This window comes from Polyangium sp. 6x1, assembly GCF_029946515.1.
Taxonomy (GTDB): Bacteria; Myxococcota_A; Polyangia; order Polyangiales; family Polyangiaceae; genus Polyangium.
Genome location: NZ_JARZHH010000002.1, coordinates 389,181 through 405,180 on the forward strand (window position 1 = coordinate 389,181; position 16,000 = coordinate 405,180).

At 69.1% G+C, this 16,000-nt stretch carries 13 protein-coding genes; 9 read left to right on the plus strand and 4 right to left on the minus strand.

Annotated features, from left to right (window positions below; all coding sequences use genetic code 11):
• Positions 1-122 precede the first annotated feature (122 nt).
• Positions 123-3,386: a MopE-related protein gene (locus QHF85_RS04475; RefSeq protein ID WP_281325785.1), complete on the plus strand. Its 3,264-nt coding sequence runs from the start codon at positions 123-125 to the stop codon at positions 3,384-3,386.
• Positions 3,387-3,435: 49 nt separating this feature from the next.
• Here QHF85_RS04475 and QHF85_RS04480 read toward each other — a convergent pair whose 3' ends face one another.
• A complete protein-coding gene (locus QHF85_RS04480) occupies positions 3,436-4,497 on the minus strand; it encodes a hypothetical protein (protein WP_281325786.1) in 1,062 nt (353 codons plus the stop codon).
• Between the two features lie 221 nt (positions 4,498-4,718).
• Here QHF85_RS04480 and QHF85_RS04485 point away from each other — a divergent pair, with 221 nt between their 5' ends.
• From QHF85_RS04485 to QHF85_RS04500, 4 genes are all read left to right on the plus strand, one after another.
• On the plus strand, positions 4,719-6,251 hold the full coding sequence (locus QHF85_RS04485) for a cellulose synthase family protein (protein ID WP_281325787.1): 1,533 nt from the start codon (positions 4,719-4,721) through the stop codon (positions 6,249-6,251).
• A 120-nt stretch (positions 6,252-6,371) separates the two neighbouring features.
• Entirely contained in the window at positions 6,372-6,698 is a 327-nt protein-coding gene (locus QHF85_RS04490; RefSeq protein WP_281325788.1) for an integration host factor subunit alpha, read from the plus strand.
• Positions 6,695-7,093 carry a MerR family transcriptional regulator gene (locus QHF85_RS04495; RefSeq protein WP_348652714.1) on the plus strand — a complete coding sequence of 133 codons (399 nt, stop codon included), beginning with the start codon at positions 6,695-6,697 and terminating at the stop codon, positions 7,091-7,093. The genes QHF85_RS04490 and QHF85_RS04495 overlap by 4 nt, the downstream gene beginning before the upstream one ends.
• 11 nt (positions 7,094-7,104) lie before the next feature.
• The gene (locus tag QHF85_RS04500) at positions 7,105-7,761 is read left to right on the plus strand and encodes a hypothetical protein (RefSeq protein WP_281325790.1); all 657 of its coding nucleotides are present in this window, start codon (positions 7,105-7,107) and stop codon (positions 7,759-7,761) included.
• Between the two features lie 2 nt (positions 7,762-7,763).
• On the opposite strand, the gene ssb is transcribed toward QHF85_RS04500, so the two are convergent.
• Together ssb and mgtE are read right to left on the minus strand one after the other, a co-directional pair.
• Positions 7,764-8,396 (minus strand): single-stranded DNA-binding protein, encoded by a 633-nt coding sequence (ssb, locus tag QHF85_RS04505; RefSeq protein ID WP_281325791.1) that lies wholly within the window; start codon positions 8,394-8,396, stop codon positions 7,764-7,766.
• Between the two features lie 152 nt (positions 8,397-8,548).
• A complete protein-coding gene (gene mgtE / locus QHF85_RS04510; protein ID WP_281325792.1) occupies positions 8,549-9,937 on the minus strand; it encodes a magnesium transporter in 1,389 nt (462 codons plus the stop codon).
• A 393-nt stretch (positions 9,938-10,330) separates the two neighbouring features.
• Between mgtE and QHF85_RS04515 the strand changes: the two genes are divergently transcribed.
• Both QHF85_RS04515 and QHF85_RS04520 read left to right on the plus strand, forming a co-directional pair.
• Positions 10,331-12,736, plus strand: a complete 2,406-nt coding sequence (locus QHF85_RS04515) for a hypothetical protein (RefSeq protein WP_281325793.1) — start codon at positions 10,331-10,333, stop codon at positions 12,734-12,736.
• Positions 12,737-12,825: 89 nt separating this feature from the next.
• Entirely contained in the window at positions 12,826-13,521 is a 696-nt protein-coding gene (locus tag QHF85_RS04520) for a response regulator transcription factor (protein WP_281325794.1), read from the plus strand.
• A gap of 2 nt (positions 13,522-13,523) precedes the next feature.
• Here QHF85_RS04520 and QHF85_RS04525 read toward each other — a convergent pair whose 3' ends face one another.
• On the minus strand, positions 13,524-14,324 hold the full coding sequence (locus QHF85_RS04525) for a hypothetical protein (protein WP_281325795.1): 801 nt from the start codon (positions 14,322-14,324) through the stop codon (positions 13,524-13,526).
• A 156-nt stretch (positions 14,325-14,480) separates the two neighbouring features.
• Here QHF85_RS04525 and QHF85_RS04530 point away from each other — a divergent pair, with 156 nt between their 5' ends.
• Entirely contained in the window at positions 14,481-15,170 is a 690-nt protein-coding gene (locus QHF85_RS04530) for a hypothetical protein (RefSeq protein WP_281325796.1), read from the plus strand.
• Complete coding sequence (locus tag QHF85_RS04535; RefSeq protein WP_281325797.1) at positions 15,167-15,994, plus strand: class I SAM-dependent methyltransferase; 828 nt, start codon at positions 15,167-15,169, stop codon at positions 15,992-15,994. Before QHF85_RS04530 ends, QHF85_RS04535 begins: the two co-directional genes overlap by 4 nt.
• The last annotated feature ends 6 nt before the right edge of the window (positions 15,995-16,000 follow it).

Below are 16,000 nucleotides of genomic sequence, written 5' to 3' on the forward strand. Positions count from 1 at the left end.
AAAGGCGACCATTCGGCGCCCCTGGTCGGAAGATCGACCAAGGGGATGTTGAGGCGCGCCCACGTTCCCGCCGGCGCGCCCACGCCGAGGCCCCCGCCTCGTTCGTGCCCTCCGGAGGACCGATGTCGAAATTCAAGGGCTTCCTCGCCGTCCTTGCGGCGCTTTGCGTCTTTGTGTTCGCAGGGCGCGCCGAGGCGACGCATTTTCGCTACGCCAGCATCATTTACACCGTTCCCGACCCCGTCTCGGCCCCGCGCTCGGTGCGCTTCGAGGTCACGATGGCGTGGCACAAAGACTCGTTCATCGGGTCGAGCACGCTGAACTTCGGCGATGGCGGATTCAATCCGAACACGCAGGGCACGTACGTCGGCTCGGGCTACGACGCGTCCGGCGCCGAGTACCAGTTCTATCGCTACACGGTGAGCCACACGTACACGCAGTTCGGCCAGTTCGTGGCCTACATCTCGGACTGCTGCCGTGTCGAGCCCATGGGCAACCAGCCCACCCAGGACAATTACCGGATCGAGGCGAAGGTCGACCTCACGACCGGCAACACGGGCAATCCGGCCTCGGTGCTCCCGGCGATGATCCAGATGCAGGTGAACGGGATCCGCACGATCCAGATCCCCGCCGTCGATCCCGATGGAACGCCGGTCTCATGCCGCTTCGCCACGAAGGCCGAGACCGGCATGACGAACCCGGACTCGGTGCATCCGCCCGTGCTCAACGGCAACGTGCCGACCCTCGCGCCGAGCAGCAGCCCGCCCGGCTGCACGTTGACCTGGAACACGAACGGCGGCGTCGCCGGCACGCGCTACGCGACGCAGGTCATCCTCGAGTCCCACAACGCGGCCAACAACAACATCAGCAGCACCACGCTCGACTTCATTATCGAGCTCGTACAGAACCCCATCCCCTCGTGTACGGGCAGCGGCGACTTCGTCGTCGACATGGGCCAGACGCTCAACACGAACTTCACGGGCACGTCGAACTCGTTCCTGAAGATGACGTCGATCGGGTCGTTCGGAACGCTGAACCCCGTCCCCGGCACGACCAAGCCGAGCCCCTTCACGACGAACCTCACCTGGAAGCCGGGCCTGGGCGAAGAGGGCACGCACGTCCTCGCGGTCATCTACACGAACCAGCAGAACCTCGCGAACTACTGCACCCTCACGGTGACCGTTCCCGAGTGCCCCATCTTCGGCACACCCTGCTCGACCGGCATCGGCGCCTGCCTCGGTACCGGCATTCAGCAGTGCGTTGGGGCAACCACCGAATGCACGGCTGTGGCGAAGGAGCCGAGCGCCGAGCTCTGCAACGGCAAGGACGATGATTGCAACGGCACGGTCGACGACAACAACCCCGAGTCCGGCACGGCCTGCACCACGAACCTGCCGCCGGTCTGCAGCGCCGGGGTGAGGAACTGCAACGCGGGCGTGCTCGAGTGCGTGCCCACCGTCGCGCCGGGCAGCATCCCCGAGATCTGCAACGCGATCGACGACGACTGCGACGGCACGACCGACGAGGGCTTCAACCTCGGGACGTCGTGCATCGTGGGCGACGGCGTGTGCGAGGCGGCCGGCAAGGTCATCTGCGACGGCGCGGGCGCCACGACCTGCGACGCCGTTCCCAGCGAGCCCATGCCGGAGGTGTGCGACGGCGCGGACAACGACTGCAACGGCACGCCCGACGACGGCCTCGGCGTCGGCGAGCCCTGCATGAACGGCCAAGGCGAGTGCACGGCGGGCGGCTTGAAGGTCTGCGACGGCATGGGCGGCGTCACCTGCGACGCGGTGCCGGGCGCGCCGGTCTTCGAGGTCTGCGGCGACAGCAAGGACAACGACTGTGACGGCACGGTCGACAACGGCTGCGGCGACCAGGACGGCGACGGCCTGCACGACGGCCTCGAAGAGCAGGTCGGCACGGATCCGAACGACGCCGACAGCGACGACGACGGCGTGCGCGACAACGAGGAGCCGAGCTGGGACGAGGACTCGGACGGCGACGGGCTCATCAACGCGCTCGACCCCGACAGCGACAACGACGGCCTGTTCGACGGCACCGAGCTCGGCAAGGCCTGCAACGACCCCGACACGGAGGAGCAGTTCGGCCACTGCCGTGCCGACGGCGACTCCGGCCAGACGGGCACCGATCCGCTGAACCCCGACAGCGACGACGACGGCAAGAGCGACGGCTCGGAGGACCCGAACCTGAACGGCGTCGTCGACGCGAACGAGGGCAACCCCGAGAACCCCGGCGACGGCAACCTGACGAAGGACTTCGACGGCGACGGCCTCGGCGACGCGCTGGAGAAGACGCTCGGCACGAACGAGAAGGACGCCGACACGGACGACGACGGCCTGCTCGACGGCGACGAGGCGAACCCGAGCGACGACACGGACGGCGACGGGCTCGTCAACGTGCTCGACGTCGACAGCGACAACGACGCGCTCTTCGACGGCACCGAGGCGGGCAAGTTCTGCCAGCACCCGGCGACGAACGCGATGGCCGGTCATTGCCGCGCCGACGGCGATCTCGGCGGCACGAAGACCTCGCCCGTCTCGCGCGACACCGACGGCGGTGGCGTGAGCGACGGCGCCGAGGACAGCAACCTGAACGGCGTGGTCAACGCGGGCGAGCTCGATCCGAAGGACGGCGCCGACGACGTGAACGTCGCCGACGCCGACGCCGACGGTCTGAGCGACGGTCTCGAGAAGGCGCTCGGCACGGGCGTGAACGACGCGGACTCGGACGACGACGGCCTCGCCGACGGCGCCGAGCCGAACCCGAGCGACGACACCGACGGCGACGGCGGCATCAACCTGAAGGACGCCGACAGCGACGGCGACGCGCTCTTCGACGGCACGGAGGCGGGCCGCTCGTGCGACGGCGAGGGAACGGACCCGGCCGCGCAGAAGTGCATCGCGGACGCGGACAATGGCGAGACGAAGACGTTCGTGCTCCTCGCGGACACGGACGGCGGGTCGAAGGCCGACGGCGCCGAGGACACGAACCTGAACGGCGTGGTCGACCCGGAGGAGACGAACCCGCTCTTCCCGGGCGACGACGTCCTGCAGGCCGAGTGCACGACGGATGCGGACTGCGGCAACGCGACGAGCGGCCTGATCTGCCAGGAGCAGCGCTGCGTCGCCGGCTGCCGCGGCGTGGAAGGCAACGGCTGCCCCGACAATCAGGTGTGCACGTCGACGTCGAACACGGCGGGTCAGTGCCAGCCCAAGCCGCCGACGGACAACGTCCCGGGGACGCCCGAGAACCCCGACGGTTGCGGTTGCCGCACCGCGCCTGCGCAAGGCGGCGCGTTGCCCATCACGCTCACCCTCGTCGCGGGCCTCCTCCTCGCGACGCGCCGCCGCCGCGCGGCCTGAATCCCCGCCTCAGGCTCCCCTCTCCCGCAGCGACGGGGGAGGGGAGGGCCTACCCCACCTCATCCGAAGCCACGAGCCCGTCGTAAAACTCGCTCACGATCGACGCGAGCCATGCTTGCGCGGCCGGCGTCGAGATCGTCGCCGTCAGCGCGGGGAACGTCGCGTCCGCGAGGGCCGTGGTGATCTCGCGCGGAAGTTTGTTCGGTAGCCCGAACGACGCGAACACCTCGGACACCGGCTTCGCCTCGTTCTCCTTCACCCACGCGAGCACGAACGCGCGCCGCCGCGCCGCGAGCTCCTTGTTCGCCGCGACGTGCGCCGCCACGTCGACGGCGATCCGCGCGCCTTGTTTCGTCGCCTCGACGTCGAGCAGCACCTCGGCGAACCGTTGCTCCAGGAGAAACCCCGCGAGCCGCTGCCGCAGCGCCACGAACGGCGGTTCCCCCCCGCGCGCGAGGATCGACTCCGCCGCGTTTTTCACGGCCTTCTGCGAGAAGCCGAGCAAGAACTTCCGGATCTCCGGATCGAGCCGCTTCTCGAAATCCACGCGCATCCCGTCGATCGACTTGCCCACGCCGCCGAGGCCGAACGGCCCGAGCTTCTTCATCAGCGAGGGCAGCCCCCAGTCCGCGACGAACGGGTTCACGCGCTCGGAGAACTGCTTCAGCGCGTCGTGCATCACCTCGCGCATCACCTCGCGCGCGGCCTCGCTCTCGGCGATCTCGCGCACGAGCTTCGGCGGCAGCACGTCGGGCCGCGCGAAGAGCTCGGCGAGGCCTTTTTGCGCGTGCTCCGGCACGAACGATCCGATCGTCGCGCGCTCCTGCACGAGATGCGCGTGCGCCTCGCGCGCGAGCCGCTCGATCGCGGGGCGCAACGAGCCGTCCACGGTCTGCTTCGAGATCGCCGCGTCGAGCGCGGAGGCGAGCGAGCTCGGCTCCACGAGTCGACCGAGCGGCGCGAACCGGAGCTCGTCGAGCACGTCGGCCACGGTCTTCTGCCACTCGGCGCGCGCTGCGGGCGAGGTGAGCCGCGCTTTCAGGAAGGCGATGTGCCGCGTCTTCAGGTCGTCGAGCGCGGCGCGGGTCGTCTGCACGGATCGGTCGTTCACCTCCCGAAGGTAACCCGCGTGCGTGGAGGCGTCTCGCGTGGTCCGCGAAGTGTCGAGGTTCGTCAGGAGTTGTCACGGGGGGCCGGCGAGCTCGGGCAGGTGCGTGACGAGCAGAGACAAACCGAGACAACGTTTTACAAGTCCATGACAACTATGGCGGCCGGCCTCTGGTACTTGCTCGTTGTTCTGCTGTTTTTTTGCGCCCGAGGGAGGCGCGCACGATGCTCCACACGATGCTCGTCGTCCTGTACTTCGCCGTCCTCCTCGCTCTCAGCGCTTACGGTCTGCACCGGCTGCACCTCGTGGTGCTGTGCCTGCGGCATCGCCGCCAGATCGAGCGCGCGAAGCAAATGCCCCACGTGGCCGAAGAAGACCTGCCTCGCGTGACGATCCAGCTCCCGCTGTTCAACGAGTCCACCGTCGCCGCGCGCCTGCTCGAGGCGACCGCGCGCATGGACTACCCGGCGGACAAGCTCGAGATCCAGGTCCTCGACGATTCGACCGACGAGACGCAGGCGCTCGTCCGCGCGCACGTCGACCGCCTGCGCGAGCGCGGCATCGACGCCGTCTACCTGCACCGGACGAACCGCGTCGGCTACAAGGCGGGCGCGCTCGACGAGGGCCTCAAGGTCGCGAAGGGCGACCTCGTCGCCATCTTCGACGCGGACTTCATCCCGCAGCCCTCGTTCGTTCGCAGCATCGTGGGTCACTTCGCGGACCCGAAGATCGGCATGGTCCAGACGCGCTGGGGCCACCTGAACCGCGAGCACTCGGTGCTCACGAAGGTCCAGGCGCTCATGCTCGACGGCCACCACCTCGTCGAGAACCGCGCGCGTTACGGCGCCGGCCTGCTCTTCAACTTCTCGGGCACCGGCGGCATGTGGCGCAAGAACGCGATCCACGAGGCCGGCGGCTGGCAGCACGACACGCTCACCGAGGACCTCGACCTCTCCTACCGCGCGCAGCTCGCGGGCTGGAAGTTCGTCTACCGCGAGGACGTGGTCTCGCCGTCGGAGCTGCCCGAGGACGTCTCGGCGCTCCGCGCGCAGCAGTACCGCTGGGCGAAGGGCACCGTGCAGACGGCCCGCAAGCTCCTGAAGCGTGTGCTCTCCTCGGACATCAGCCTCGCGCAGCGCATCGAGGCGCTCTTCCACCTCACGCCGCACTTCGCCTACCCGCTCATGGTGACGCTGAGCGTGCTGCTCCTGCCCGCGCTCGTGCTCCTGCCGGCCACGGACACGCTCACGATGCTCATCGTCGACCTGCCGCTCTGCGTGGCGACGACGGGCTCGCTCGCGGCGTTCTACATGTTCGCCGAGGCGGCCCAGGGCCGGAGCCGCGCGAACGTGCTCACGCGGCTGCCGATGCTCATCGCCCTCGGCACGGGCCTCGCGCCGCACCTCTCGAAGGCGGTCTTCGAGGGCATGCGCCACATGGCCGGTGAGTTCGTCCGGACCCCGAAGCACGGCACGAACAAGGGCCGCTACCGCGCCCGCGCCGACCTCCCGCTCCTCGAGACGGGCCTCTGCCTGCTCTCGTTCGGCTCGACGGTCGCCTCGATCCAGACGGGCCACTACTTCGCCACGCCGTTCGCGGCGCTCTTCACGATTGGCTACGGCTACGTGGCGATGCTCGTGGCGCACGAGCAGTCGACGCGCCGCCGCGAGGCCGCGCCGATGCTCCTCGGTGCGTCGAGCGAGCGCCCGAGCGAGCCCACGGCTGCCGAGCAGCCCGTCGGCAAGCTCGCTGCCTGATCGCGGTTCCCTCCCTCACGCGCCGCCGCGGCGCCCTCCCTCGCAACTCCACATCACTCCCCCCTGGATATTCCGGGCCCGGGCTTTTATCCTCGGCCTCGCAAGGGCGGGACTTCGTCTATGACCAAGGCCGAAATCGTACAAGCCGTCTACGGTCGGCTCGGGGGGTTCTCGAAGAAGGAGTCGGCGGACCTCGTCGACCTCGTCTTCGAGACGATGAAGGAGACCCTCGGTCGCGGGGAGAAGATCAAGATCTCGGGCTTCGGCAATTTCGTTCTGCGCGACAAACGCCAGCGTCAGGGCCGCAACCCGCAGACGGGTGATCCGATCGTGATCACCGAGCGCCGTGTCCTCTCCTTCAAGGCGAGCCAGATCCTGAAGCACGCGCTGAACCCGCGCGTCGCTGGGACGAGCGGCGCCACGGCTTCTGCCGTCGCGGAGGAGTGAGCGGCTTGTCCGGGCGCCGAGAGCTTCCTGCGAAGCTCTACTACCGCATCGGAGAGGTCGCCGGGATCGTCGGCGTCGAGCCGCACGTGCTCCGTTACTGGGAGAGCGAGTTCCGCTCCATCCGGCCGCAGAAGTCCGCCAAAGGGCAGCGTGTCTATTCACGTCGCGACGTGGAGACGCTCCTCAAGGTGAAGGACCTGCTCTACGCGCACCGCTTCACGATCGCGGGCGCGCGCCGCAAGCTGCGCGAAGGCGGCATCGAGCCGCCGGGCGAGGACGATCCGAGCGTGGAGCAAGCGCGCAAGATGCGCGAGGCGCTGCTCGACATCCGCAGCGAGCTCGTCGCGATGATGCGTGAGCTCGACGAGCCCAAGGCCCCGGGCAAGAAGAGCTAGAGCGGCGCGCGATGACCGAGCGGCGCGAGGAGGCGCTCTCCGGCGGGGCCATCGTGCGCTTCGGCGTGCCCGCGGGCGCGACGGAGGAGCGCGCCGAGGCGCTGCCGCAGATCGTGGTGTCGAGCCTGAAAGGCGCGCGCGTTGGGCTCCGGCGTGGCTTCGTGGACGAGGCGGGCCTGCGGCTCCGCGTCGCGTGCGTGGAGGCGCCGTCGGATCGGTTCGCGCCGGGCGTGGAAGAGATCGTGCTCGGCATGGCGACGTCGATCGCGCGGGGCGCGGCGTCGGATGGCATCACGCTCGACCGCTGGGACGCCGAGGGCATCACGCGGCACGAGGGCCGCTTCGAGCAAGCGCTCACGGGGCAGGGGACGCGCGGCGAGACGCCCGTCGTGCTCCGGGGCCGGCACGTGCTCGGCTTCGAGGGCGCCGCGAGCGAAGCTGTGCTGTGTACGTTCGTCTGCGAGGAGCCACGAGCGAGCGAGCGCTGCGCCGAGCTCGTGGCGAGCGCCGAGCTCGCATCGCTCGTGCCGCCGCCGCCGCCGAGCTTGCTTGTGCGTACGATCTTGATGGCAGCCGAGCGGCCGCGGGAGGCGGCCTTGCTCGGCCTGGGGATCGGCGTGCTCCTGGTCGCGGTGCTGCTCGCGCGGCGACCGCGACCTCGGCCCTGAGATCAGAACGGGATGTCGTCGCCGCCGTCGTAGCCGAAATCATCCGCCGGAGGCCCGGGATCCGGCGCGGGACGACCGCCGCCACCACCGCCACCGCCGCCACGACCGCCACCACCGGCGCCGCCGCCACCACCGCCGCGACCGCCGCCGTAGCCGCCACCGCCGCCGCCGCCGCTGCGACCACCACCGCCGCCGCCACCGCCGCTGAAGTCGCCGTAATCGCCGCCGCCGCCACCACCGCGCGCGGGCGGGCCGGAGAAGTCGGCGGGCGGGCCCATGTCTTCGCCGGCGGGCGCGCCGCGACCGCGGCTGGCGAGGATCACGTTGTTCGCGATGACCTCGGTCTTGTAGCGCTTGTTGCCGTCGCGATCGTCGTAGCTCGACGTGCGCAGCGAGCCCTCGACGAAGAGCGACGTCCCCTTGCCGAGGATCTTCGCCAGCGCCTCGCCGCGCTTGCCCCACACGACGACGTTGTGCCAGTCGGTGCGCTCGCGGCGGACCTTGTCTTTGTCGAGGTAACTCTCGGTCGTGGCGAGGCGGAGGTTGAGCACGGCCTGGCCACCCTGGGTGAACCGAAGCTCGGGATCCGCGCCCAGATTTCCGAGCAACATGACGCGATTGAAGCCTTCCGCCATCGACTTGTCCTTCCTTACGACGCTCCGCGACACGCGACCGTGTGCGGCCTCCGGTCTCCCTTGTTCCGCACCGAGCGTCAAGGGAGAGGCGTGCCTCTCCCATTTGTTCGTTTTTCGGATCCCGCTCGGCTCGTTCGTCCGCGCGGCGTTCGTCAGTGCGCGGTCTTTGCGGCCTGCGCGATCACCTCGGCGAGCAGGAGCTTGGCCACGTTCAGATAGATCAGGATCCCGAGCACGTCGATCAGCGTGGCGATGAACGGCGTCGAGCTCGTCGCCGGATCGAGGCCGAGCTTGCGCAGGAAGAGCGGCAGCATCGAGCCCACCGTGCAGCCCATGATCACGATGCCCATCAACGTGATGCCGACCGTGAACATCAGCGCGTAGCCGTCGCCCCAGAGGTAGATGCGCGTCATGCCGATGATCGCGAGCATCAGGCCGAGCACCACGCCCTGGCCGATCTCGCGCACGATGACGCGCTTCCAGTCCGTCGGCTTCACGTCGCCCACGGCGAGGCCCCGGATGATGAGCGACGACGACTGCGAGCCCGTGTTGCCGCCCGTCGAGATGAGCATCGGCACGTAGTAGGCGAGCTTCGAGACGGCCTCGATGATCGCGTCGTAGTGCCGGAGCACCGTGCCCGTGATGAACTCGCTCACGAGCAGCGCGGCGAGCCACGGCGCGCGCTTCGTGAAGAAGGTCCAGAAGCTCGTCTGGAAGTAACCTTCCTCGATCGGCTCGACGGCGCCGAGGCGCTGCATGTCCTCGGTCTGCTCCTGCGTGAGCACGTCCATCACGTCGTCGACCGTGATCACGCCGAGCAGCTTTCGATCCGGCCCGACCACGGGCATCGCGGCGAAGTCGTACTTCGCCATCTTCCGCGCGACCTCCTCCTGATCGGTCTCGGGGCTCAGCGCGAAGATGTTCTCCGTCATCACGTCGGTGATCCGGTCCGTGGGCGCGGCGAGCAAGAGATCACGGAGCGACACGATGCCGAGGAGGCGCTCGTCGTCCGAAAGTACGTAGACGTAATAAATCGTCTCGGCGTCCTGGGACGACTTGCGGATGCTCTCGATCGCCTCGGCGACGGTGAGCGAGGGCGGCACCGAGACGTAGTCGGTGGTCATCAGGCCGCCGGCGCTGTCCTCGGGCCACTTCGCGAGCTCCTCGACCTCGGCGGCGGCCTCGGGATCGACCTTCTCGAGCGACTCGAGCAGGTTGTCGCCGACCTCCTCGGGCAGCGCCTCGATGAGGTCGGTCCGCTCGTCGGCGGCCATCTCCGAGACGATCGGCGCGGCGTTCTCGACGCCGAGCTCCTCGACGAGCGCCTCCTGCTGATCCTCGTCGAGGCGCTCGAAGATCGGCGCGGCCTCCTCGGGCTTCAGCGTCTTGAGGATGAGGGCCGCTTCGTGCTCTTCGAGCATGCCGAGCAGGTCGGCGAGGTCCTCGTCGTGGATCTCTTCGAGCAAGGCGCCGATCTGCGCGGGATCTTCAGCGAGGAGCTCTCGCACCTCGGGCAGCATCGCGACGGCGACTCGCATCATCGGGCGCCAATCAGCCAGAGGAGCCGCTCGCCCGCAAGCAGGATCGCGGGGGCGCGGCGAGACCCGCGCGTGCGGCTGTCCGGGTCCTCGGCCTCCGGTCCCGGACCGGCTCGCTCGTTGTCCATTGCGCCAACTGAGTTGGCAGTTGAAAGAGCAGGATCTCCACGCAGGTCAGGATCGCGGGTCGGCATGGCCGTTGCGTAGCCCCCCGTTTGATCGCCGGCTTTTCTGCAAAAGGGCCGTTCCGAGGCCGGATCTCGAATTGACGCGTTCGCGGGACATCCCTAGCATCGAGGCCATCGATCACGGACGGGCCCGGCAGCATGGAACCGTTCGTCGCGGCAACTCCGTTTCTGGGACGAGCCCAGCGTAAGGTCGGCTAAGGAGCTCAGCATGAAAGGCTTACAGCGTCAGAAAAGCTTCCTGGGGAAGCGCGCGGCCCGAGCGGCCCTCTCGATGGTCGTAGCCACCATGGCGGCTGGCGCCGCAGGCTGCCTCGATCGCCCGATCGAGCCCGTCGAGCCCCGTATCACGGCCACGATCGTCGAGCGGCTCACCCAGAGCTCGGTCGACAAGATCGACATCCTCCTCGCCATCGACAACTCGCGGTCGATGGCCGACAAGCAGCAAATCCTCGCGCTCGCGGTGCCCGACCTCGTGGCGGGCCTCGTGAACCCGCGCTGCGTCGACGACAACGGCGTGCCCGTGTCCGCGATGCAGCAGCCGAGCTACCCGACGCAGGACTGCCCCGCTGGCACCAAGCGCGAGTTCCAGCCGATCCTCGACATCCACATCGGCGTCATCAGCTCCAGCATCGGCGGCCACGGCGCCGACTCGTGTCCGAACTCCATCGCGAGCAGCAAGGAGTGCTCGCCGCAGCCGAACACGACGAACAACGACAAGGGTCACCTGCTCTCGCGCCTCAACCAGTGCGGCGGCGCCTCGGTCGACACCTATCCGTACGGCACGGGCAGCACGGACAAGGGCTTCCTCGCCTGGGATCCGGAGCAGAAGCTCTCGCCGCTCGGCGAGGCCGACATCCCGAGCCTGCAGCAAGACCTGCGCGACATGGTCATCGGCACGGGCCAGATCGGCTGCGGTTACGAGTCCCAGCTCGAGAGCATCTACCGCTTCCTCGCGGACCCCGAGCCGTACGAGACGATCTCCATCGTCAACAACCGCGCCACGCCCGACGGCACGGACACGATCCTCCTGCAGCAGCGCGCCGAGTTCATGCGGCCCGACTCGCTGCTCGCGATCGTCATGCTCACCGACGAGAACGACTGCTCGATCAAGGAGTACGGCCAGTTCTACTACGTCGGTCAGCTCCAGATCGGCAACACGAACGTGCGCATGCCGCGCGCGCGCCAGGAGTGCGCCGCCGATCCGAACGACCCGTGCTGCAAGTCGTGCGGCATGGACAAGGGTAGCTGCCCCGACGATCCGACCTGCGTGAACCCGCAGGGCGGCAATGCGGTGCTCAGCCTCGAGGAGGACGACATCAACCTGCGCTGCTGGGATCAGAAGCGCCGCTTCGGCATCGACTTCCTCTACCCGACCTCGCGCTACGTCCAGGCGTTCTCGGCCGCGGACATCCCGAACCGCGCGGGTGACCTCGTCCCGAACCCGATCTTCTCGGACCTGAACCCCCAGGACGACATCACGAACATCCGCGACGCCGGCCTCGTGTTCTTCGCCGGTATCGTCGGCGTGCCCTGGCAGGACATCGCCCGCGACAAGACCGACCTGTCGAAGGGCTTCAAGAACGCGAACGAGCTCAACGCGCCCATCGGCGCGAGCGGCGAGTCGACCTGGGACGTCATCCTCGGCAGCGAGAAGACGGGCAACAAGCCGCTCGATCCGCTCATGATCGAGTCGGTCACGAAGCGCACGGGCACGAACCCGATCACGGGCGATCCGCTCGCCGATGCCTCCACGCCGAACGCGAACCCGCTGAACGGCCACGAGTGGACGATCGCGAACGACGACCTCCAGTACGCGTGCATCTTCCCGCTGCCCGCCGCGAGTCAGCTCGACTGCACGAACACGAACCTCACGGCCTGCGACTGCTTCGAGGCGAACAACGACAACCCCCTCTGCCAGCAGGACCCGAACAACGGCAACGCGCCGACGCTCCAGGTCCGCGCGAAGGCGTACCCCGGCATCCGTCCGCTCGAGGTCATGCGTGACCTCGGCGATCAGGGCATCGTCGCCTCCGTGTGCCCCGCGAAGATCGAGGACGTCGACCTCGACAAGCCGGACTTCGGGTATCGCCCGGCCATCGGCTCGATCATCGACCGCCTGAAGAGCGCCCTCAAGGGCCAGTGCCTGCCCCGTACGCTCACGCCCGACGGCAGCGGCAACGTGCCGTGCCTCATCCTCGAGGCGCGCAACACGCAGGGTGCCGGTTGCGTCTGCGACCCGGCCTTGGCTCGCACCGACATCCCGAGCGAGGGCCCGAAGGCGAAGGCGGTCGAGCTCGCGAAGGCGGATCCGGCGGCGGCGAAGGCCGGCTGGGACTGCTTCTGCGAGATCACGCAGCTCGGCGTGGAGGAGGGCACGCAAGACGCGCGCGCGGCCTGCCAGGACGACGCGAGCGAGGAGCCGCAGCTCAACGGCCAGCCGGTCAACGGCTGGTGCTACGTCGACGGGACGACCACGCCCCCGACCGGCAACGTCGAGATCGTCCAGGATTGCCCGGCGAACGAGAAGCGCATCATCCGCTTCGTCGGCAAGGGCGAGGCGCAGCCGGGCTCGACGCTGTTCATCACCTGCTCGGGTGATACGGGCGGCGGCTGAGCTCGACCGCACCTGACCTCCTGAGACCGTAACGTGACGAGGCCCGGCATCGGGCCTCGTCGCGTTTTGTGATAAGACGGCGCCCCGAGGTGACGTCGAAGAAGAAGATCCTGATCATCGAGGACGAACCCCACATCGTCCTCGGCCTGACCGACGCGCTCGAGTTCGAGGGGTTCTCCGTCGTCTCGGCCGGCACGGGCAACGCGGGCGTGCAGCTCGCGCGGCAGGAGAAGCCGCAGGCGGTCCTGCTCGACCTGATGCTGCCCGACACGAACGGGTTCAAGGTCTGCGAGGAGCTGCGCCGCTGGGATGCGTTCATCCCGATCATCATCCTCACGGCGCGTGGCCAGGAGCTCGACAAGATCCGCGGCCTCGACGCGGGCGCTGACGACTACGTCACGAAGCCCTTCAGCGTCGGCGAGCTCATCGCCCGCATGCGCGCGATCTTCCGCCGCACCACGCGCGGGCCTGGGGATCCGACGCCCGAGATCTTCACGATCGGGCAGGCCAAGATCAACATGACGACCCACACGGTCGCGCGCGGCACGAAGTCGAGCCCGCTCTCGTTCTACGAGGTCGAGCTCTTGCGCCTGCTCTACGAGCGCGTCGGCCAGCCCGTCTCGCGCGAGGAGATCTTGCAGAAGGTCTGGGGCATCGAGGGTTCACCGACGAACCGCACCGTCGACAACTTCATCGTCAAGCTGCGCAAGAAGGTCGAGAAGTCCCCGGACAAACCGCAGCACATCCTGACGGTGTACGGACACGGCTACAAGCTGGCGCCCTGAGATCAGCGCAGGGGCAGCGCGTTGCGCACGTCGACGGGGACGCTGACGATGTCCTTCCGGAGCCGCGCGGCGTCGAGGCCGCCGAGGCTCGTGCCTTCGCGGAGCTGGCGCGCTTCGAGGTAGAGGCCGGGGCGACCGCGGAACGCGCTGTCACCGACGAAGCCGAGCTCGTCACCCGCTTCGAGCGGCGCGCCGACGACCGCACGTTCGCTCGGCCGATCGAGGTTGCCGTGCACGAGGAGCACCTGCCGCAGACGGCCTCCGTCGCGCACGAGGTGCGCCGTGACGACCGTCGCGCCGAGCATCTCCCCGACGAACGCGACCTCCGCCGGGCCCTCCTGCCCTTCGAGCGCGAGCGACACGACCGCATCTCCGCTCGACGCATCGAGGAGCACGGCGCCGGGCCCAGGCGCGACGTCGCCCGCTTCGAGCGAGAGGCCGAAGGGTCGATCGAGCCCCGCGAGCACCGACGGCGTTGCCTCGGCCGCGAGCGGGAAGCGGTACGCCGCGACCTCGACGGGCCGCTCCGGCCGACGCGGCACGAGCGTGCTCCGCTCCGTCGCGGCCTCCGGGCCCTCGGCGAGCTCGTCCTGGCCGTCTGGCTGCGCCCGACCCGGCGGGGGCAGGGGGATGCACACGTCGCCCTCGGGCAACGTGCGCGGGCCACACGACGCGGCCACGCCCGGCGCGACGGTGGAGGGCGTTGGCGCGGCCTCGGGCGCCTTTCGCCTGGGGGTTTTCCCGAGCGCACCGAGGGCCGCGAGCAGGGCGGCGAGGGCGGCGGCCCGGACGAGCGGCTGCATCGTCCATGGCTATAGCCCAGGCCGAGGCGCTGTTCGAGTCGAGGACGGGCGCCTCCGCCGAGGACGGCGCCCTACGAACGTTCAGGGGGCCCCTGCAGCGCGTCCGTGGGCGGCTCGGCTTGCGTCAGCGCGAGGCTGTTGATAGCTCCTGTCTTCGTGCAAGACCGCTCCTCGATCGAAAAGTCTCTGAACGCGCTCTTTGACGCCGAACGCACGGTCCGCCGCGTGCATGACGAGCTCGCCGACAAGTCCGAAGGCACGCTCCTCGACGTGCTCACCGATGCGATTGCGGTCGCCCTCAAGGAGAGCGACGAGGACGAGTCCGCGCTGCGGCTCGTGCGGATCGCGTCGCTGCTCGGCGAGCTGCAAGGACCGCGGGTCGTCGACGCGATGATCGACGTCCTGTCGTCCGAGCACCCGGAGGCGCGCCGCGCCGCGGGCGAGCAGCTCGAGGAGCTCAGCTTCGAGCGGTTCAAGGAGGTCGCGCTGGGCATCGAGCGCGCGCTCCGGCGCCTGCCCGTCGGCTCGCCCGCGTTGCCCGAGCTCCCGTACATCCTCGCCGAGGTCCCCGAGCCCGGCGTCCCCAAGGTGATCGGCCAGTTCTTGAAGCACGAGGACGCCGACGCGGTCGCGGCTGCGATCGAGGCGCTCGTGCAGATCGGCGACCCGGCGTCGGCCCGGCTCATCGAGCCGCTCGTCGACGACACGCGCTCCGTCGAGCTCGAAGAGGACGGCTCGGACGCGACGACGGAGGTCACGATCGGCGAGCTCGCCGAGGAAGCGCTCGAGATGCTCGAGGCCGTGGGTGAGGACGAAGGAGACGGCGGGAACGGGAGAGCTTCGTGAGCCTCGGGACCCCGCTCACGGGGGCGGAGGCCACGATCTTCGACACATCGATCATCCCGCGGTACCTCACGTATTTCGGTACGTCGGCCGTGGACATGGTGATCCCGTATTCACCGGCGACCGTGGCCGACATCGGCTGCCGCACGGGGTACGTCGAGCCCATGCTCGCGGAGCGCCTGCCCGGCGCGAACATCGTCGGCGTCGATCCTTCGCCCGAGGCGCTCACGCTCGCGCGCGCGAAGGCGTCGGCGCTGACGGGCGTCAACGTGAGCCTCGAGCTCGCGACGGGCATGCCGCTGCCGCTGCCGGACGCGAGCTTCACGCATGGCCTGCTCGTGCATCCGGTCGTGAGCGCGCAGGCGCGGTATGCGCTGCTCGCGGAGCTTCGGCGCATCCTCGTCGTCGGCGGGCAGGGCCTCGTCGCGCTCCCCGTGCGCGGCTCGTTCCCCGAGATCTACGACATGCTGCGCGAGTACGCGTTGCGGCAGGACCTCGCGGATTTCGGCAAGGCCGTCGAGGTCGCGGCGGCGAGCCGTCCGACGATCGAGTCGCTCTCGGAGGAGCTCGAGAAGGTCGGGCTCGGCGAGGTCGACGTCGACGTGCAGCTCATCGGCGTCGCGTTCAACAGCGGCAAGGAGTTCCTGGACGATCCGATCGCGCAGATGATCGTCTTCCCCGACATGCGCGCGCTGCTCGAAGCCGACCCCGGCGGCGTCGAGGCCGGCTTCCGTTACGTGAGCGACGCGATCACGAAGTACTGGTCCGAGGGCACGTTCGAGCTGACGGTCAACATCGGCTGCGCGAGCGGGCGCCGGTTCGAGTAGTCGCTT